Origin of the sequence: Acinetobacter guillouiae CIP 63.46 (genome assembly GCF_000368145.1) — a bacterium.
In the GTDB taxonomy this organism is placed as follows: Bacteria; Pseudomonadota; Gammaproteobacteria; order Pseudomonadales; family Moraxellaceae; genus Acinetobacter; species Acinetobacter guillouiae.
Genome location: NZ_KB849283.1, coordinates 332,300 through 351,852, shown reverse-complemented (window position 1 = coordinate 351,852; position 19,553 = coordinate 332,300). Strand labels below are relative to the sequence as shown.

Annotated in this window: 19 protein-coding genes; 13 read left to right on the top strand and 6 right to left on the bottom strand. The window is 36.5% G+C overall.

Going from position 1 to position 19,553, the window contains the following annotated elements; genetic code table 11:
* Nucleotides 1–43 precede the first annotated feature (43 nt).
* Nucleotides 44–991: a hypothetical protein gene (locus F981_RS06675; RefSeq protein WP_004719828.1), complete on the top strand. Its 948-nt coding sequence runs from the start codon at nt 44–46 to the stop codon at nt 989–991.
* 126 nt (nt 992–1,117) lie between these two features.
* Here the strand turns inward: F981_RS06675 and pepN are convergent, their stop codons facing one another.
* Nucleotides 1,118–3,727, bottom strand: coding sequence for an aminopeptidase N (pepN, locus tag F981_RS06670; protein ID WP_004719825.1), 2,610 nt, complete (start codon nt 3,725–3,727; stop codon nt 1,118–1,120).
* Nucleotides 3,728–3,932: 205 nt separating this feature from the next.
* On the opposite strand from pepN, the gene F981_RS06665 reads away from it, so the two are divergent.
* The 5 genes from F981_RS06665 to dsbG all read left to right on the top strand — a co-directional run bounded on the left by F981_RS06665 (nt 3,933) and on the right by dsbG (nt 8,382).
* Entirely contained in the window at nt 3,933–4,175 is a 243-nt protein-coding gene (locus tag F981_RS06665; protein WP_016539667.1) for a DUF7660 family protein, read from the top strand.
* Between the two features lie 27 nt (nt 4,176–4,202).
* On the top strand, nt 4,203–4,634 hold the full coding sequence (locus F981_RS06660; RefSeq protein ID WP_004719819.1) for a hypothetical protein: 432 nt from the start codon (nt 4,203–4,205) through the stop codon (nt 4,632–4,634).
* A gap of 68 nt (nt 4,635–4,702) precedes the next feature.
* Nucleotides 4,703–6,733, top strand: coding sequence for a protein-disulfide reductase DsbD (gene dsbD / locus F981_RS06655; RefSeq protein ID WP_004719816.1), 2,031 nt, complete (start codon nt 4,703–4,705; stop codon nt 6,731–6,733).
* Between the two features lie 11 nt (nt 6,734–6,744).
* Nucleotides 6,745–7,575: a TlpA disulfide reductase family protein gene (locus F981_RS06650; protein WP_016539664.1), complete on the top strand. Its 831-nt coding sequence runs from the start codon at nt 6,745–6,747 to the stop codon at nt 7,573–7,575.
* A gap of 57 nt (nt 7,576–7,632) precedes the next feature.
* Nucleotides 7,633–8,382 (top strand): thiol:disulfide interchange protein DsbG, encoded by a 750-nt coding sequence (dsbG, locus tag F981_RS06645; RefSeq protein WP_004719809.1) that lies wholly within the window; start codon nt 7,633–7,635, stop codon nt 8,380–8,382.
* A gap of 124 nt (nt 8,383–8,506) precedes the next feature.
* Here dsbG and hpaR read toward each other — a convergent pair whose 3' ends face one another.
* The 3 genes from hpaR to F981_RS06630 form a co-directional block, all read right to left on the bottom strand.
* Nucleotides 8,507–8,938, bottom strand: a complete 432-nt coding sequence (hpaR, locus tag F981_RS06640) for a homoprotocatechuate degradation operon regulator HpaR (RefSeq protein ID WP_004719808.1) — start codon at nt 8,936–8,938, stop codon at nt 8,507–8,509.
* Nucleotides 8,939–9,948: 1,010 nt separating this feature from the next.
* On the bottom strand, nt 9,949–10,329 hold the full coding sequence (locus tag F981_RS06635) for a hypothetical protein (RefSeq protein ID WP_004719805.1): 381 nt from the start codon (nt 10,327–10,329) through the stop codon (nt 9,949–9,951).
* 19 nt (nt 10,330–10,348) lie between these two features.
* Nucleotides 10,349–10,687: an immunity protein Imm33 domain-containing protein gene (locus tag F981_RS06630; protein ID WP_016539663.1), complete on the bottom strand. Its 339-nt coding sequence runs from the start codon at nt 10,685–10,687 to the stop codon at nt 10,349–10,351.
* A gap of 137 nt (nt 10,688–10,824) precedes the next feature.
* Between F981_RS06630 and F981_RS06625 the strand changes: the two genes are divergently transcribed.
* On the top strand, nt 10,825–11,364 hold the full coding sequence (locus F981_RS06625; RefSeq protein ID WP_004719801.1) for a LexA family protein: 540 nt from the start codon (nt 10,825–10,827) through the stop codon (nt 11,362–11,364).
* 106 nt (nt 11,365–11,470) lie between these two features.
* Complete coding sequence (locus tag F981_RS06620; protein WP_004719800.1) at nt 11,471–12,673, top strand: winged helix-turn-helix domain-containing protein; 1,203 nt, start codon at nt 11,471–11,473, stop codon at nt 12,671–12,673.
* 132 nt (nt 12,674–12,805) lie between these two features.
* On the opposite strand, the gene F981_RS06615 is transcribed toward F981_RS06620, so the two are convergent.
* The gene (locus F981_RS06615; protein ID WP_035372363.1) at nt 12,806–13,024 is read right to left on the bottom strand and encodes a hypothetical protein; all 219 of its coding nucleotides are present in this window, start codon (nt 13,022–13,024) and stop codon (nt 12,806–12,808) included.
* 351 nt (nt 13,025–13,375) lie between these two features.
* Here F981_RS06615 and F981_RS06610 point away from each other — a divergent pair, with 351 nt between their 5' ends.
* The 4 genes from F981_RS06610 (at nt 13,376) to accC (ending at nt 17,201) form a co-directional block, all read left to right on the top strand.
* The gene (locus F981_RS06610) at nt 13,376–14,692 is read left to right on the top strand and encodes a Y-family DNA polymerase (RefSeq protein WP_004719796.1); all 1,317 of its coding nucleotides are present in this window, start codon (nt 13,376–13,378) and stop codon (nt 14,690–14,692) included.
* Between the two features lie 235 nt (nt 14,693–14,927).
* A complete protein-coding gene (gene aroQ / locus F981_RS06605) occupies nt 14,928–15,383 on the top strand; it encodes a type II 3-dehydroquinate dehydratase (RefSeq protein WP_004719793.1) in 456 nt (151 codons plus the stop codon).
* A 17-nt stretch (nt 15,384–15,400) separates the two neighbouring features.
* Nucleotides 15,401–15,820, top strand: coding sequence for an acetyl-CoA carboxylase biotin carboxyl carrier protein (locus tag F981_RS06600; protein WP_004719790.1), 420 nt, complete (start codon nt 15,401–15,403; stop codon nt 15,818–15,820).
* Between the two features lie 16 nt (nt 15,821–15,836).
* Nucleotides 15,837–17,201, top strand: coding sequence for an acetyl-CoA carboxylase biotin carboxylase subunit (accC, locus tag F981_RS06595; RefSeq protein WP_004719789.1), 1,365 nt, complete (start codon nt 15,837–15,839; stop codon nt 17,199–17,201).
* A 115-nt stretch (nt 17,202–17,316) separates the two neighbouring features.
* On the opposite strand, the gene F981_RS06590 is transcribed toward accC, so the two are convergent.
* Nucleotides 17,317–17,805 (bottom strand): hypothetical protein, encoded by a 489-nt coding sequence (locus F981_RS06590; protein WP_004719787.1) that lies wholly within the window; start codon nt 17,803–17,805, stop codon nt 17,317–17,319.
* Nucleotides 17,806–18,058: 253 nt separating this feature from the next.
* Here F981_RS06590 and F981_RS06585 point away from each other — a divergent pair, with 253 nt between their 5' ends.
* Nucleotides 18,059–19,534 (top strand): GGDEF domain-containing protein, encoded by a 1,476-nt coding sequence (locus F981_RS06585; protein ID WP_004719785.1) that lies wholly within the window; start codon nt 18,059–18,061, stop codon nt 19,532–19,534.
* Nucleotides 19,535–19,553 lie beyond the last annotated feature (19 nt).

Sequence of the window (19,553 nt, the reverse complement as noted above, 5' to 3'; positions counted from 1 at the left end):
ATTACAAATCAGATAGAATATTAAACAAAAAAGAGAAATTACTTTGAAAACAAATTTTAGCGTAGATTTAGCTCTACTTTTTACAGCCTTATCTATATTTTTATATGCATGTGGTTTTTTTTATATTAAAAATTATGTTGGATATTTTGGCTATTCCCATCATTCATTGGGCTATGATTTTCAAAACTACTTAATCATTGGTGGATTGCAAGGTGTAAAGGGATTAATGTTTAGCTTTTTCCTTTTACTTTTAATATCTTTAGCAAATACATTGACAAACAAAAATATTAGTAAGTCTTTTATAAAAGGTGGGCTTTATATTGCTACTTTTTTATTTGTATTAATGTTTAATATACTATTTTATACAACAATAAAACCTTTTTTATTTATTTTAAGAAAAATTTATTACATCATATCCATTTTTTCAAATTTTCTTTATCAAAAATTCCCAGTTCCTTGTCATTATATTGAAATAGTAGTTATAACTATCATCTTATTATTAGGTTTGTTTTTTGCATTAATTTCATATCCATTAAAACTATTGTTTAAAAAAACCCATAATACTTCTAAAAATGAAATTAACTGGAACGACTCTATTGATACACAAAACATAGACAAAGGCTTTAAAGAAATTATTTATTATTATGCTTATCTGGTTGTTTTTTATTTATTAATTTTAGTAACTGTATTTTATTTGGCAGGTATTGAAAAGAAAGGAACTTCAGATGCTATAAATCAATTCATTTACTCAGATACTAATAGTATTTCAATAAAAGATGATAGTATTGATTATTTATTTAAATCAAAAAAATTAACCAATCCGAAATTTTTAAATGTTAAATTTATGACATGCGGAACAAATAAATGCTTGATATTAATAGATTCAAACAAGAAGATAGACATTAGCTTCACAAAACAAGGATTAATAATTTTTAAAAACCCTTATTTTTACAAAACGATTTCAAACTCGGACTACACACTAATTGATTAACTTTTTTATCAATAGTTCGTAATATACATATTAATAGGTTCAACAACTTTATAAACATACTATTTCTCCTATAAAAATAAGAGAAATAGCACTACAAATATAATTAAATCAAAAAATTATAAGCCATTAAACACTTAACATACTATTTAAGGTTTCACTGACATTTTTTGATTTCACTTGAGATTTTAATCCTTCAAGTGCGGCTTTTACTTCACTTCGTTGTGGTTCAGCTAATGTATACCAGCGTGTAAGGACTTGAAGTAAACGAGAGCCAACAATTGGATTCTTTTCATCCAAATACTTCGCCAAATCTACAAAATGCTGAACACCAAAACTCCATGCGTTGACAGGATTGGCATTTAAACCACCGCTTACCGAACGAATACGGTTAGGTGTACCTAAATCATAATCAGCATGTGAAGTTAAATACTGAATCGTTTCAGCCGTTGCTTTCGGATGCGCTGCTTGAATCATAAACCATTGATCTAATGACAATGCTTCATCTTTAAAGCGCTTATAGAAGTCCTCTAAGGCTGCTTTTGCTTGTGGTGCATCATTCCATACCAATACTTTAAGTGCCCCAAGTCGCTCAGACATATTCACAGAATTTTCATACTGTGCATAAGCCAAATCAAATACTGCGGTATCCCCCTGACGCGCCATAAAACTCAACATGATATTTTTTAGAGCACGGACACCCATTGCTTGTGAAAATTCATTTTGTGAATCTGGATCAAGTGATAAATACGTTTCTTTAACAAAGTCACCCAAGACTTTTGCTAATTGATTCAACAAGGCTTCACGTGCTTCATTTACAATCAAAGGATTATAATCTTGGTCGATACGACTACCCAAATAACCTTCACTTGGGACATCAAATAAGCGTGACGCCAATAGCGGGTCTTTTTCAATTACACTTGGTAAGGTCTGTTTAATTGCATCTACATAAATTTGAGCATCATGACCATTAAGCAAAATACGCTCAAGCAAAGTCTGTGTTGCTTGCCACTGGTTAAAACCATTGGTTTCATATTGCAATAAGAATGCAAGTTCTTCATCTGAATAGTTAAATTCAAGATTTACTGGGGCTGAGAAATTACGTAATAAAGATGCTACAGGCTTTTCGGTCACGCCTGTAAATTCAATGCTTGCTTCTGTTTGATCAAACAAATACACCCCATCTTTTACCCCATTTTCAAATAAAGCCTCAGAATGCAAGGTGTACTGCTCACCTGTTTCTGCATTAAACAATGCTAAAGCCACAGGAATAGGTACAGCTTTTAAATTTGGATATTTAGGATGGGATTTTAAACTTTGTTTAAAGCTTAGACGATAAGTTTGAGTACTCGCATCATATTCACCTTTCGCTTCAAGCTTTGGCGTTCCTGGTTGGTTATACCAGATTAAAAATGCAGATAAATCGACACCTGAACCCGCAGTTAAGGCAGCAACCCAATCTTCAACAGTGACCGCTTGACCATCATGACGTTGAAAATATTCATCGGTTCCCTTACGGAATTTTTCCTTGCCTAATAAAGTTGACATCATGCGGTTAATTTCCGCACCTTTCTCATACACTGTCGCAGTATAGAAGTTATTGATTTCCACAAAATGATCTGGGCGTGGCGGATGCGATAATGGGCCTGCATCTTCTGGGAATTGATGCGCTTTAAGCACCGCAACATCGTCGATACGTTGTACTGCTGCTGATTGTAAATCTTCTGAAAAAGACTGATCACGGAAAACCGTTAAACCTTCTTTTAAACACAATTGGAACCAATCACGGCAAGTAATACGGTTACCTGTCCAGTTATGGAAATATTCATGTGCAATCACAGACTGTACACGCATGATTGCGGCATCAGTGGTATATTCTTCATCAGCAAGCACACATGATGTATTGAAAATATTTAAGCCTTTATTTTCCATTGCGCCCATATTAAACTGACTGGTTGCCACAATCATATAATTGTCCAGATCGTATGCACGTCCATAATGTTCTTCATCCCAACGCATAGAATGCTTTAATGCTTCCATCGCAATATGACATTTTGGGATATCTTTTTCTTCTGCATAGATTTCTAATGCCACATCACGACCTTCTGAAGTGGTATAACGGTCTTTTAAAACCGCTAAATCACCAATCACACAGGCAAATAAATAAGCTGGTTTTTTGGTTGGATCTTCCCAAATGGTATAATGGCGCTCATCACCAGTTTTACCCGCTTCAATCAAGTTACCATTTGCCAAAAGTACAGGATATTTGTTATCGGCTTCTACACGAGTGGTAAACACAGATAAGACATCTGGACGGTCAGGATAGAACGTAATTTTACGGAAACCTTCTGGCTCATTTTGAGTGACAAATAAATCACTCCCCGCAAGATATAATCCTTCGAGTTGTGTATTGGTTTCAGGATGAATAACCACAGATGTTTCAACGATGGCTTCATCTGGTGCATTGGCAATCACCAACTGCTCAGAATCAACCTTATACTCACTTTGGGTAAGTTGCTTACCATTAATAGAAATTGATTTAAGCTCAAGATCACGTCCAAGCAATACCATATCTCCTGCTGCTTGGCGTTTCATGACTAATTTGCTGTTTACATTGGTACGGTCATCATAAACTTGAATATCGAGATTGATTGAATCTACAACATATGAAGGTTTTTGATAATCTTTTAAATATATAGTTTGATCTGCTTCAACTACTGGGTTTGCCGCGATATTCATATGATGTCCTAATCCTATTGTTGAGCTTCGACTTGTTATCGTGAGCTTGATCATCAATCAAATTTCACAAAGTGTCTGTTCTGTACTGTTGATTAATTTCTATATGGGTCTAGTTGAAATTAATTTCAATTGTTGGAATGCAAAAAACGTGCGAGATGGCCTATATTTATACAACAATTTATCCTGTAAATTAGAAATGATGCTTATGAAAATTAATGCAATAAAAACCAAACAAGATTTTTTAACATTTTTAGATAAACTCAAACAAGATCATCTTGAAAATATTCAACAATGGGAAAATAAAGATTTGCAAAGTTTTTTAGCAGCAATGCACAATTGGATGGAAGATATGGAGGGTTTTTATGCAAATACCCAACAGCCACAACCAGAGCACATCCCATGGAAAATTTTTGCAGATATTTTAATGGCTGGGAAAATCTATGAATAATAACAAGAAAAACTTTGAGGAAAATATATGAAATCGCTTAGGCTATTTATAACGGTAATGTGTCTTCTCCCTTTGCCTGTTTATGCAAAGCAAACTACTCCATATTTTTGCTTTAAAGAAAGTCAAAACAATAATCTTCTGCTTATTTCTGAGGAAGAATTTCCAAAAGTTAAAACAGTTCAATATTATCCTTATATGAAAAAAATCTCGTTAAAATTTACTCACTATGATGCTGTTGATACAGCACAAGGTAGACCAAGTGAATTTCACGATTTCTATAAAGAAATAATCAACCAGAAAGAAACTGGAAATTATGAAATCGTTTATCAAGGTGCTGTGCTTTACAATGTCAATTACACCAGCAAAAAAACCAAGAAAATGACCCAATTCGACAGACTCTATCCGGATGATGAACTAATTTTTCAAAAACTTAAGCAAAATGGGGTTGAATGTTTTTAACGGTATTTTTACAAAGAAAAACTTAGAATAATGCCTTCTTTATCTGAAATTATGGATAATGGCTGTAAATGAAACAAAGATATGGAATTATGAAGTTGCGAACCTTGCTCAGTGTATGTGGTTTTACTTTGTTGAGTCTAAGTACCATCAGCCACGCAAACCCTGAGTTTCTCCCCCCAGATCAAGCTTTTCAATTCTCTGCTGAATCAATTTCAGAAAATAAAGCACAATTGAAATGGACAGTTGCACCTCACTATTACCTTTATCATGATCAATTTAAAGTAACAGTCAACAATAAAGCTGTACCTTTAAGCCTCCCAAAAGGTCATATCAAAGATGATCCAACCTTTGGGAAAACAGAAGTTCATTATGAAAATGTGACTACACAAATTCAGGTCAAACCAAATTCACAATATTTAGTGATGTATCAGGGTTGTTCTGCGGATGGTTTATGTTATCCATTACAAAGAAAAACTATTGCAACTGATGCAGATGGCTTATTACCACAAAGCAATACATCGTCTAAGCACCTATTCAATAATAATTCAAATAGCTCATTACTCAACCAGTCTGATAATGTTCCAACTCAAGATAAAAAACTCAAAGAAAGCACTGAAACTAAAGTCAATTCAACTGTTGAAAAACCACTTCCAAACAAAGCATTGGATGATCAAACCACTCAGCTTGGACAAAAAACTGCCAATGAAGCAGACAACACTGCAAATCCAATTGATCTCAACGCTTCTGCTGCAAGCAGCAATGCAATTACAGATACGGAAAATTCTGCTGATTTAAATAGCAATACGGACACTAAAGACAATACATCGTCATTACAATGGAATGATGATCAATCATTCTTTAAACTATTGTCTAAAGATTCTCTGTTTCTAAATTTATTGGTGTTTTTCGGTTTAGGTATTTTACTGGCGTTTTTACCTTGCTCGCTGCCACTTATTCCAATTCTCTCTGGCATCATCATTCAGCGCGCGAAAGGTTATAAAGCTGTTGTGATTGCCTTGTGCTTTGTGGTGAGTATGGCTGTGGTTTACGCCATTATGGGGATTGTAGTTGCTGAAATTGGTTATAGCTTTCAACGTTGGTTCCAAAGCCCTTGGATCGTTTCATTATTTGCAGTTTTATTTGTTGTGTTAGCTTTAAATTTATTTGGTTTATATCAATTAAACTTACCGCAATTCATCACCAATAAATTAAGTCATCTGCAAAATAATCAAAAAGCTGGGACAGTGCTCGGTGCTGTGGTTATGGGTGCATTATCAGCACTCATTGTTGGCCCTTGTATGAGTGCCCCACTTGCTGGTGCATTATTATTTGTTTCACAAACTCAAAGTGCTGTGTTAGGTGGCTTGTACTTATTTATTCTCGGTCTAGGTATCGGTTTACCTTTATTTATCGCCAGTGTATTTGGTTCTAAATTATTACCAAAACCAGGTAAATGGATGGATCGGATTAAAGTCAGTTTTGGCTTTATTATGCTGATGGTTGCATTGTACTTTATTCGCCCTATGCTGCCTTCGACTGTGTATGCTGCAATTTTTGCCTTGCTGTGTATCGCATTGGCAATCTATCTCTTTATTGCTCTACGCGACAGTGAAAAAACAGTCAATAAAGTTATTCTTGCCATTATCGCTATTACCAGTTTAGTGGCTGGTTTTTGGAATATTCAACAAAGTTATTCTGCTTATCAAATTCAACATAGCCAAACAGAACATTTAGTTTGGAACAAAGTGACCACAGCTGAACAATTAGAACAGGCTTTGGTCAATGCCAAACAGCAAGGCAAACCAATCATTATTGATGTCTATGCGGACTGGTGTGTGGCGTGTCAACCGATTGAAAAAGAGGTATTCCCACGTACCGATGTACAAGAGGCATTGAAAAACTTCACGCTTATCCAATTAGACTTAACCGAATACAACGCCTCACAAGACATCATTTTAAAACAACGTGAAATTTTAGGTCCGCCAACCATGCTGTTTTTAAATAGCAATGCACAAGAAATCCGTGAATTGCGCTTTACAGGTACCTTCTCAGCACCACAACTTATTCAACAAACTGAAAAAATACACACAGGACGTTAAGCAAACTTTCCATGATCACTGCACAAGCAATTCATTTAGGACCAATTATGTTGCCATGGGGATTAACCATCCTCATGCTTGCGATACTGATAAGTGTAGTAATTGGAAAGTTTAGCTTTCAATATTTTGCTGTTTCAAATTTTCAATGGGCTGCGTTTAAAGACTCGATTTGGTCTGCATTCTTGGTTGGCTTGTTATCTGCACGACTTGGCTTTGTCTTACTCAATTTAGATGTTTATTTAGAGCATCCAATTGAAATATTGAAGATTCAAGATAAAGGTTTTCATCTTTATGTAGGAATTGCTTGTGCTGGGCTATGGATGATTTGGAAAAATCGATCTCTAAAGAAAAGCTTTATTGCACTATGCTTTGCAGCTTTTGCCCTGTTTTTCATTTCAGGTCAATATTTCTATCAACAGGTACAATTGCAATACCAACAATTTCCTCAAGTTAATTTAGTGAATCTTCAACAAGAGCATGTTGAGCTGACTCAATTCCTCGGCAAACCCACCGTAATTAATCTTTGGGCCAGCTGGTGTCCGCCTTGCAGACGTGAAATGCCGGTGTTAAATGATGCTCAACAACGATATCCCAATGTGCAATTTGTCTTTATTAATCAGAATGAAGATGCCAAAACGGTGCAAACGTATTTGCAACAACACAAACTTAATTTGCATTGGGTTCTACTGGACTTTGACGGCGTAACGGCACAAAAAATGGGAATGTTTGGCTTACCCAGCACCTTATTTTTTAATGCACAAGGCAAATTAATCGATACACATATGGGGGAACTTACCCATGCTGCGCTTCACCAAAAAGTTCAAAAGATAGTTTCGGAATAATCTATTTCATTGGCATTGATTAAAGAATTATTGCTTTTAACCTTAGGAGTCATCTTGATGATTGATTTAAAAACACTCGGTATTTATTCGCTTGGTTTGGTGTTAAGTGGCTCTTTGTTTGCTGCTGATGCAAATTTCCTTAAAAATAAATTGGAAAAAGAAGGTTATAACTTTGTTAAGCAAATAGATGCACCCGAGGGTTTAGAAGGTTGGACGGGCTATAAAGATGAATATCCATCGACAATCTTTATTTCAAAAGATCAAAAGCACTATATCGTCGGTGACCTATTTAATGCTTCAGGAAAAAATTTAACCGAAGAAGCGATTAACACCCATGTTAAAGGTGCCGTATTAGATGAAATTTGGAAAAGCCTAGAAAAATCAACTTGGATTCAAGACGGCGATAGCAATGCGCCAAAAGTCGTTTATGTATTTAATGACCCAAACTGCCCCTACTGTCATACCTTTTGGCAACAAGCACGTCCCTATGTAGATTCAGGAAAAGTTCAATTACGTCATATTATGGTTGGAGTCATTCGTCCAAGCAGTAAAGGACAAGCCGCAACGATTTTAAACAATGCCAATCCTGCAGAAATTTTCAAACAATACAATTTAAGCAACGGTAAGAATAAATTGGTAGAAATGAAGAGTATTCCTAAGGCGTTATCTGAAAAGTTAGATGAAAATACCAAACTCATGGATAAATACGGTTTTTATGCTACTCCTGCAATGGTATGGAAAGATGCAAAAGGTGAAATTCAAAGCCAGCAAGGCGCACCGAAAGACATTAAAAAGTTATTTGATTAAACAATGATAAAAATGAGTGATTAAAACCCACTCATTTTTGATTAGGGTGTTTTGTATATTTAAAATGAATTGAGTGACATGCAGTTTTACACTTCACCCCATAAACCTTTGTTTTACTTTAAATTTATCGTGGTTTTATTTTTGAGAGATCGTTTAACAATTCCATAAGCTGCTGGACTTTCTCTGCACCATATTGTGTTTGAATATCTGTATAGCTTTCTTCCATTTTCACCGCTTGTGTCTCAAAGTATCTTTTACCTTCATCGCTCAGCTGAATCAAACTCACCCGTTGATCATGTAGGTCTTTTCGTTTCTTAATCAGATTTTGATCACGCATACGATTTAAAATCCCCGTTAAACTGGGTCTTAAAATACATGCCAAATCAGCCAAGTGGTTATTTTCAAGTTCATCATATTGATAAAGTACAGAAATCACACGCCATTGCTGCTCAGTCAAACCCATTTCATTTAAAATCGGTCTAAAATGCATCATTGTAGCTTCTCGCGCTTGTAACAAAGCTAAAGTCAGAGATGGCGATACACGAATCGGTTTCATAAAAACCCTTTAAATAAAAATTTATAGAGAGATTAGGGTCTGTTGACATTTCATAAATGGCTTGCGTTGTAGGTTAAAATTGAGCAGGCAAGGCAGGAAACGAGGAGAATAGCGAGACTATTTTCGAGTTTCATAACGAAGGCTGAGATAATTTTAGCCACAACCCTGAGCAAGAACAAAGCACTGCTTTGTTTGCAGCGCAAGGCGCAGCGGGGACTAGCGTGTTTTTTGCCGCTACGTCGTTACGAACTACTTATTTAGAATGACTAAATTTCGTATTTCGTGCCTAGTATCGCCTAAAAAACACACGTAGTCGCAAACATAGACGAATTGTCAGCAGACCCTAAAAATTGATTAATTAAAGAATTTATTCAATACATATATTGCAATAGCCTCACGATTTGACTGATGAGTGAATTCATACAAATCCATATTCTCTTGACTACAAAATGATAATAAAAAATTTATACTGCTCATGCGAACAATCTTACAGTAACAACATCTGCCCAAAATAAAAATATTGTGGTAATGCTTGTTGCATAGAATAAAAAATCGTCAACAAAATGAATGACTCACTTTATTTATATGATTGTAGTATATAGCAAAATTTTCAGCTTTTGTTCAAGTGCTTCGGCCTGTTTGGCTTTATGCACGATCATGACTTGTCTTTCTATTCTTTTTAAACATTCTGCTCAAAAGTAAACTATTGTTGATTTGTCAGTGTCTCTTTGAATGGTTATTTTTCTTTTTAATCGGTTTGCTATCTTTTTCCGATATTTTGTAAATAAAATCCATAAAAAAATGCATTAAAAAACTCGCAATTAAGCGAGTTTAGGGTGCGTCAATCATACGATTGACGCTTAAAGCCACACAAAATACAGACCAGGGAAAATCAAATCTTGTACTGCTTTAATGCGTCTATTATTGATCATTTTTTTAAAAACAACTTATCATTTTCAGCCAATTAAATATCATTTTCTGACTAAAATAAGGCTTAAATGACATTTTGTTTATTTCTTAATCGAACAAAATCGCTCAAACGTCATTCCTGACTGCTCAATACTTTGCTTTTGTCGATCTAAAAAATTATTGGCGATCACCAACATCATATTGGCCGTATCAAGTTCTAAATTTTCTTTCGAAATCCTAGCAATCGCTTGATAAGCATCTAAACGTGAACAAAATGCTTGATGCTGTTCAATCGCAGTGATCGTGCTATGCGCCTCATCCAAGATATGTTTAGTTTCATTGACTTGATCAGTATAGGTTTGAATACGTTGGTCATACTGTTCTTGGGTGAGTTTTTGCGTGGATGGTTCAGCAAAACTTTGCGTGCTCAATCCACTACTCAGAACAATACTGCAGAGGGTCAAACTAAATCTATAGATCATGCTTGAGCAAACCTTTTATTTATAAAATATCTGCTTTCCATACATCTTCGTATTCATCAGCATCTATCATAAATCTAAAGCCTTGTTCCAAAGCCAGATAAGGGATCGCATCAGGAAAAACCTCTTCAAGCTCTTTTACACTGATCACATCAAAAAAATCTTCACCCTCTTCCAACTCACCACCATAAATAAACCATGACACATTTTCAGCATCAGGCTGTTTACGTAAACCCACGATCGGTTCTTTACTTATGGTTTGCTTAGCGATAGCCACGAGATCCGTTTCATTGACTTTGATATATCGAGAGTCAAATTCTTCACACACTAATTTCTGTTCTTCTACAAAATCTTGCAACATGTACATTTCCGAACGATTGGATTTTGTCAAATTGTAAGCCGACAGTTTGACAATCACAATCAATTCACCAAAAGAATCTTGCATCACGCGTTTATTTTGTTAAACTTGATTATGTTACATTTTCAAGGTGAATCGTGATGCCGCCAAATTTGACTCCACCATCGAAGTTAAGTGATCGCTCTGTAAGGGAAAATTTTAAGACAATCAATTCTCTTCTTTCTATTATCGAGCCTATTTCAAAGCAAGATTTACGTACAATTGAATTTCGTAGCAACATCAGTATCCCCTATCCTTTGGAAACCGTTGCAGCAGGCTTTCCATCACCCGCTCAAGACTATACAGAAAAGAAAATTGATTTAAATGAACACTTAATTCATAACCCTATTGCAACCTTTATGTTAAAAGTTAACTCCTTATCAATGAAAAATGCAGGTATTGAAATTGGAGATGAAATTTTAATTGACCGTAGCCTAGAGGCTGAACACGGCGATGTTGTTTTGGCATTAATCAACAATGAATTTACAGTCAAACGCTTTATGCAAGTTAAAGTATCTACAGGAATTTATGATATTTGGCTCAAAGCAGAAAATCCTGATTTTCCAGATATTCACCCACACAGTGAAGAACAAATTATGATTTGGGGTGTTGTTACTTGTATTCTTAAAAAATTAAAATGATCATTGAACGTCATAGCCTTTGTTTGTGCTACTCATCTTCAAGCTTCATTTGCGATACCCACGTGGCAACCAAGAATCACTAAAAATAGGTTAAAAAATAATTGTTATGATTGAATCATTAAGACGTCTGGCACTCTCTCATCAAGGCCTAATTTCACCTGCTTCCTTTGGTACAGGATTATCTGGAACACGCCATGCGATTGAACATCTTGGCTATGTTCAGATTGATACAATTTCTGTAGTAGAACGTGCCCACCACCATATTTTATGGAGCCGTGTTCCAGATTATCAGCAAAGCCACTTAAATCAACTGGTCAAACAGCAGCATATTTTTGAATATTGGTTTCATGCAGCATCTTATTTACCAATGCAAGATTATCGCTATGCACTTCCTCATATGACATCGATTAGAAATGGTGAGCATCGTTATTTTAATCGTGGTGATCAAGCTTTTATGAATGAGATTCTGGCTCGGGCGAAAGCTGAAGGCAGTATTCGATTACGCAACATTGGACAAGGCAATAAGCAAAATTCAGGGGGCTGGTGGAACTCAAGTTTAGCGCGTCGTTCGATTGAGCAATTGTTTATGCAAGGCGATTTGATGATTTCTGAACGTAATGGTATGGAAAAAGTCTATCAACTGACCGAATATTGTATCCCAAGTCATCTTGATCTGAGTGTTCCTACACTAGAGGAATATGCCCGCTACTTGTTCAATACCACGCTCCGCGCACATGGCGTGTTTGCATGGAAGCAATTGTTGCATTTAAAAGTTGGGCAAAAGATTCGTGAGGCAATGCGTGACATCGTCAATGAACAATTAGATGCAGGTGTGATCACCACTTTAGCTCAATTAGGCAGTAGTGACAAAGAGAGTCAAAATCTTTATATCCAAACCGAGGCCTTAGAACAGATCCCCAATATTGAGTTAAAAGTCAAAATTCTCTCTCCTTTTGACAATCTGGTGATACATCGTGACCGTTTAAATACCCTGTTTAAATTTGATTATCGGTTGGAATGTTATGTGACACCACCTAAACGTGTATTTGGTTATTTTTGTTTACCTATTTTATATGGGGATCAAATTGTCGGACGTATAGATTGCAAAGCACATCGGGCAAAAAATCAATTTGAAGTCATCAGCCTACATCTTGAACCCCAGCATCTCAATCATACTATTGCAGACCCAGCACATTTCTTTAGCGCACTAAACACTGAAATACACCATTTTGCCCAATTTAATCAATGTATAAATATAAATGAAGGTCTCCATAAAATTCTTGATCAAAGTAATAAACGATTCAAGTGATCGGCAACGTAAGCTTAAAATCAAGACACTTAAAAATGAAGAAGCTTAAAATTCAAAATAGCTAAAATGACAAAACGCCTCAGTTGAGGCGTTTTGTCATTTATAAGCTACGATTAAGATGAGTTCAAAGCCCTATTTTTGCTGAGGCTTGTGCTGGCTTTGCTGATTTTGTTGAGCCTGTTGGTTGGATTGTTGCTTTTGCTGGTTTTGTTGATTTGATTGTTGATCTTGCTGACTGTGTTGCTTCTGCTGCTGATTAGATTGGTTAGGTTGACCTTGTTGGTCATTCTGCTGGTTTTGTTGCTGATTGTGTTGTTGATTCTGTTGCTGATTGTGTTGTTGATTAGCCATTTTCATATCCATCCTTTTCAATATTGGGATATGCCGTACAAATCGACGACAACTGTTAATTTAGCCCTCTCAGTTTTCTATACAAGGATTGAGATGTTTCATTTTTCGACATTGTAAGCTGCAATTTAAGATATACCTTTTAAAAGAACCACTTCTCTATTCAGCATTTTTACTTAAATTACTTAAACCACCACGAAGCTCAACAGTGCTTAGTCAGTTTTGTCTCTCACCACACCGACGATTTAATCATCCAGCCCAAAGGATGAACAAATCCACACTAGATTTAATTTGAATTTATTTTAAACATCTCTTAATATTTCACTTGAATTTGTAACTTTTTCAAGATAGCCCATGAGCGAACAAATTTTTGCTTTGATTGACATTAACAATTGTTATGTCAGTTGCGAGCGCGTATTTAACCCCAGTTTAAATAATAAGCCAGTTGTCGTCTTAAGCAATAATGATGGTTGTGTCGTTTCACGAAGCAATGAAGCCAAGGCGTTAAACATAGATATGGCAATCCCTTGGCATGAAGTTGAGCAACAAGCTAAAAAAGCTGGCGTGCTCGCCTTTTCAAGTAACTATGCTTTATATGGTGATTTCTCAGATCGTTTTTTTAAAATTTTAAAGATTTTTTTTAAAGATGAGGATTTGGAAGCCTACTCTATTGATGAATGTTTTATCAATCTCAGCTCTTACCAAGACTTATTCGATCTACAGGATTATTGTAGAAAACTCATCAAAACCATTCAAAAATGGCTTGGTCTGCCCTGTTGCATTGGTATTGGCTATAGTAAAACCCAAGCCAAGCTTGCCAACAATTTTGCCAAGAAACGTGGAGGCTTTGATAGCGTCTGTGACCTGACTGATTTAGATTTATGCAGTTTTGAAGGCCTACTGCTTGAAACCAGTGTTGCAGAAGTCTGGTGCGTTGGACGTAAAACCAGCAAACGCTTACAAGCTTATAATATTTATAATTGCTATGACTTAACTTTTGCCAATGAACATTACCTTGCACGCGAGTTTTCAGTGGTCATTGGACGCACCATTCGTGAACTAAAAGGTCAATCCTGCATTGCTTTGGACGATGCAGACATTCCCTCCAAACGCATCCTTTCCTCACGCAGTTTTGCATCTGCTCTAAACAATGTTGAGATTATTAAACAAGCCATTATTTTCCATGTCAATCGTGCACATCAACGACTGAGCAAGCAACGACAACTATGTGCAGTTGTGCATGTTTCCTTATATGAAAAAGTTGCACAGGCGCCCTATAAAAAGGCACAAAGCAGTGTCATTGGTTTGATGTATGCAACAGACGATTTGATGATTTTAACCAAGTCAGCATTACAGCAAATTGATGTTTTATTTAAAGAAAATTTAAAGTATGTAAAAGTTGCTGTGATGTTCTCAGCACTGCATAGCAAAAGCCAACACATCAATGACTTATGGCATCCTGTAGACTTTATTCAGCAACGTGATCAGCTTATGGATACGCTCTCAAGCATGAAACAACGCTTTGGCTCAGACTGTATACAAGTAGGTTATCATTCCAACCAAGAAACATGGAAAATGCGCCAGCAAAATCGGTCTCCAAGCTATACAACACGTTGTAGTGAGATCTTATCTATTGACGATAGCCATATGGCTGTTACACAAATCAAATGAATAGTTTTGGTCACTCAGTTTAAAATGAAGTCTCTGTAAAACATCTGCTAAAAATGTCATATTTTAACATTGCCATTTACAGACAAAATTAACATTATATAGCCCATACAAGGCACTGCGTTTCCGCGACGATTCAAAGAAAATATAAAGTATTTGTGGAAAAATATGCCATAATATGCAAACTTTGCAGACATCTTGCAATTTTTTTTGCGACTTTTGAATTGGAGCACTCTCAATGAGTTCGACCATTTTGGTCATTCACGGACCAAACTTAAACTTGCTAGGAAAGCGCGAACCTGAGGTCTATGGTCACCTCACATTGGATGACATTAACCAACAATTGAGTCTCCAAGCACGTCAAGCCAATATAAGTTTAGATACTTTTCAAAGCAACTGGGAAGGTGCTGTGGTCGATCGTATTCACCAAGCACAACAAGACGGCATAAAATTTATCATTATTAATCCTGCCGCGTTGACCCATACCTCAGTCGCTATACGTGATGCCCTACTTGGCGTTGCGATTCCATTTATTGAAGTACATCTTTCTAATGTTCATGCACGTGAAGCATTTAGACATCATTCTTATTTATCAGATAAAGCCGTTGGCGTCATTTGTGGTTTAGGTGCCAAAGGCTATTCTTTTGCACTTGATTTCGCTATCGAAAAACTTAAATCTTCAACCCAATCATAATTTAGGAATACGAACCCATGGATATTCGCAAAATTAAAAAGCTCATCGATTTGATGATCGAATCTGATCTTCAAGCAATTGAAGTGAAAGAAGGTGATCAATCGATTGCTTTAACTCGCCGTAATCCTGTGGTTGCTGCTGGTGTAGCACCTATTGCCCTCCCAACCGCTGAAGCGCCTGTAGTTAAAGCTGCCTCTCGTGGTGCAGTAGAAACGTCTCCAATGGTTGGTGTGTTCTATTCAGCACCAAGTCCGGGTGAAGCACCCTTTGTAAATGTAGGTCAAACTGTTTCTGCAGGTGAAACCCTCGGGATCATCGAAGCAATGAAAATTATGAACCCGATTGAAGCAACTCAAAGTGGTGTAGTTGAAGAAATTTTAGTAAAAAATGGTGATGTAATCCAGTTCGGTCAACCTTTATTCCGCTACCGCGCGTAATACCTCGGGGGTTGATATGTTGCAAAAAGTTTTAATTGCAAACCGAGGTGAGATTGCGTTACGCATCACTCGAGCTTGCAAAACTTTAGGAATCAAAACTGTCGGCATCTATTCAGATGCTGATAAAGATTTGATGCATTTACGTTTTTGTGATGAAGCAGTATGTATAGGTCCAGGTGCAAGTAGCGAAAGCTATTTAAACATTCCTGCCATTATTACCGCAGCAGAAATTACGGGCGCAGATGCCATCCATCCTGGTTATGGTTTCTTATCTGAAAATGCTGAATTTGCAGAAATTGTAGAAAACTCAGGCTTTATTTTCATTGGGCCGCGTCCTGAACATATTCGTCTAATGGGAAATAAAGTTTCTGCAATTACGGCGATGCGTAAAGCAGGTGTACCAACAGTTCCTGGTTCAGCCCATGCTGTGACACCCAACAATGCGTTGGCTGAAGCCAAAGAAATTGGTTTCCCGCTGATTGTAAAAGCTGCTTCAGGCGGTGGTGGTCGCGGAATGCGTATTGTTGAACGTGTCGATACATTACTTGAATCGGTTCAAGCTGCACAACGTGATGCTGAAATGTGGTTCGGTGATGATACGGTTTATATGGAACGTTTCCTGCAAAAACCACGTCATGTTGAAGTACAAGTTTTAGCAGATGGTAATGGTCAAGCGATTCATTTATATGACCGTGACTGCTCTTTACAACGTCGCCATCAAAAAGTACTTGAAGAAGCACCTGCACCGGGTTTACCAGAAGAAGCGCGCGCGCATATTCTTGAAGCTTGTGTCAATGCATGTAAGTTGATGCAATACCGTGGTGCTGGTACTTTTGAGTTCTTATTTGAAGATGGTGAATTCTTCTTTATCGAGATGAATACCCGTGTTCAAGTTGAGCATCCAGTCACTGAACAAGTGACTGGTGTAGATATTATTGAACAGCAATTACGTATCGCTGCGGGTCTAGGTTTAAATCTTCAACAAGAAGATATTAAAATCGAAGGTCATGCGATTGAGTGCCGTATCAATGCAGAAGATCCGTCGACCTTCTTACCATCACCAGGTAAAATTGAATCATTCTATGCGCCAGGCGGTGCAGGTATCCGTTTAGATTCTCATATCTATCAAGGATATAGCATTCCTCCGTATTATGACTCAATGATCGCAAAGTTGATTTCTTATGGTAAAGATCGTGAAACTGCGATTGCCCGTATGAAACAAGCCTTAGATGAGATGATCTTAACTGGAATTAAAACCAATATTCCTTTACATAAAGATCTGATCCTTGAAGACAAAAACTTCTGTTCACAAGCAATGGATATTCACTACCTTGAAAAACACTTGTTAAAACAAGTTCAAGGACATGAAAAAGATGCTTAATATGCATCCTCTAATCCAGTAAAAAAACCAATAAAAAACCTCTGTAAAATCAGAGGTTTTTTATTTTAAAGCAAATTCTTGATTATTTACACAAGCATCCATGCTTTAAATCAACTTAAGGCAAGACTCTGCGTAAAGTAGCAAAGCACTGATCGCCTTTGTCAGAAATACAAAAATTCAAGGTGTTCTTATTAATCCACTTCACAAAATATTGGGTAACTTCACCAGACTGATCTTCTTTACGCCCCGAACAATCTGTTTCATTATTTTCATAGCGAATTTGCATGATTAACGCGGGTGGCTTTTCCAGCGTATTATCGGGTGAAGGCTGATAATCAAACAGACCGATTGACCACTCTTTGGCACTATTCACCACCACTTCATTGGAACCGCGGAAATTATAATATTCTGTACATTTCTTATTTTCTGGAATTTCCATGCCCCATAAGCCTAAAATTTCAGGGCGAGTATTTATACGAATTGTACTTGTGGTATTGGTTGCAGCCACAGTCGCAGGATTGGTTGCTTGAGGTTGAACTGTTTCAGCGCTAACGTAAGGTGAAAGGCTAAGCAATAAAGAAATTATAAGTGCTGTTTTTTTCATACCAAGTCTGTATGTAATATTTCATCAGACATAAATTAGCATAGATTTAGAATAAAACATGTAAAATTAACCATATATGAACAATCTTTATTGTTTATTCTAAGCAAAAATATTTTTGTGACAGGCTCGAATTAAGGTAACTAAAACTATTGATTTATCGATATAAATAGATATGATTACTTATTAATACCTTAGCAGAGCCAGATAAAATATTGGCTTAGAGATTAATCCCTCTTTAGAATAGGTTCGCAAATTGCCTCGAGCTATCGCATATTTAAGTCAAGCACTTAAAGACAACATCTCTGCATTTTTTATTATTGCAATGATTATTTTTGTCTGCGCATTGGCTGGAATATTTGGTAGACCCTTATCCTTTCTTGCCATTTTTTGGCCCGCAAATGCTGTTTTACTTGGACTTTTTTTAAGGTTTCATCGCTTAAAAAATATAGGTGGGTGGATTGGCGCATTTACTGCCTTTATGCTTGCAGATCTGATTACGGGAAACTCTTTTTTAATCACCTTCTTTCTGACTTTAGCCAATCTATCTCATGCCTTGGTCACATTAGGACTGATTCGATTTTTTAAACTGGATTATAAACAATATAATAAAGGCTTAACATTTTTATACTTATTTGCAATCAGTGCCTTTGGCGGTTGTTTAGCTTCACCAATCGTCGCAAGTTTAACGGTCCCTTATTTACCAAACACCTTTATGGTTATGGATAGAATCTGGATTGATTTTGGTATGTGGTGGACGGGAGAAATCCTCAATGTCATTGCCTTTTTACCGATTATATTGGCAATCCCTGATAAAAAAACCATTCAAAGCCATATCCAACAATTTAAACAACAGCCTTTTCAGTACGAAAAATTTCTTCCACTGTTGGGAGTCGTTTTATCCGTCATTCTGACCCATTTTTTTCTGGGTCCAGGTGCGATTATGTTCCCCATTGCAGCATTGGTTTGGGCTGCACTAAGCTATAACCTATTCTTTGTCTCTATCATTAACTGTATTGTGTGTATGCTGCTCTATAATGCATTGACTGCATATTATATTGCTCAGTCACCAGATGCCTATTTGGGCACCACACTGTCTGTACGCATCGGTTTAATGATGCTAGCTTTAGGACCTTTAACCCTTGCAATTATCAGTTTAAATCGCCAAAAGCTTTATCACCAAATCTTATACTTAGCCAATCATGATGGTCTCACTACCACACTCAATCGTCGTTATTTCTATGAAGAAAGTGAACGTACCATTGCAGAGGATGTTGAAAAGCAACAAGCACACAGTGTCACGATTTTGGTTTTAGATTTAGATCATTTTAAAAAAATTAATGATCAATATGGCCATGTGATTGGCGATTATGTTTTGCAAGAGTTTACCCATCAAGTCAAAGCACAAATTCGTGCTAATGATCTATTTGGTCGCTTAGGTGGAGAAGAGTTTGCTATATTATTAAAAGATCTATCTTTAGAACAAAGTGTTGCCATTGCACAAAGAATTTGTAATAGCGTTTTCAATACCCCGATTCATTTAGATGATCAGCGTAGCTTAAATATCAGCGTCAGTATTGGCTTAAGTTATCAGACTTTACCCTATTGCATACCTTTTCAACAGCTGATTAAACGGGCTGATGATGCTTTGTATTTAGCCAAGGAAAAAGGTAGAAATCAACTTTGTTTAGAAACCACGATCGAACAAAACCAAAAGATATTTGCCCAATAACTCAAAACAGCAAGGGAAA